Source organism: Treponema sp. R80B11-R83G3 (genome assembly GCF_054786115.1).
Window position 1 is genome coordinate 1 of sequence record NZ_BDHF01000436.1, and the last position, 541, is coordinate 541.

The following is a 541-nucleotide window of genomic DNA, read 5'->3' on the forward strand; positions in this document are numbered from 1 at the left end:
TATTTTTCCTTTATCCATTTTGCTGCTACCACGCCCATTGTACCGGGAACGTGGTTCGCAATGCTTGGACAGAATACTGGACATTGGTACCGTATTCAGGCCAACGGTGGAACGCTTACCGCATATACGATGAGCAGTAATTTTGATACATATATGACGATTTATGATTCCTCTATGCGGGAACTTGCCTCCGATGATGATTCTGGCGAAGGTAGTAACGCAAAAATCAGTATCGCAATACCTGTCGAAACTTCTTATGTTTTTATTAGGGTTACTGCATTAAACAATAGTAGTTCTGGGTCTTATTACCTTCATGTCGAACCTACATTGACGGTTAGCAGATAATATAATTGTATAGAGCAAACGGCACTTAACATACGGTAAAAGTACGCCGCCAGTAGGCGGCTAGGGTTCAGGCGGCTAGGTCATGGGCTTTGCCCATTCCCACGCCGCCTTCACCCACATTGCAAGCCCCCCGCAATGCTCCGCATTGCATTATTGGGGGGCTTGCAACGTCTTTTACCGCCGGAACGTTATATGC

The 541-nt window shown here is 46.0% G+C and carries 1 pseudogene; it reads left to right on the forward strand.

Annotated features, from left to right (window positions below):
- Positions 1 to 345 (forward strand): annotated as a pseudogene (locus ACYVRH_RS14330) (hypothetical protein); the annotation flags it as partial.
- Positions 346 to 541 lie beyond the last annotated feature (196 nt).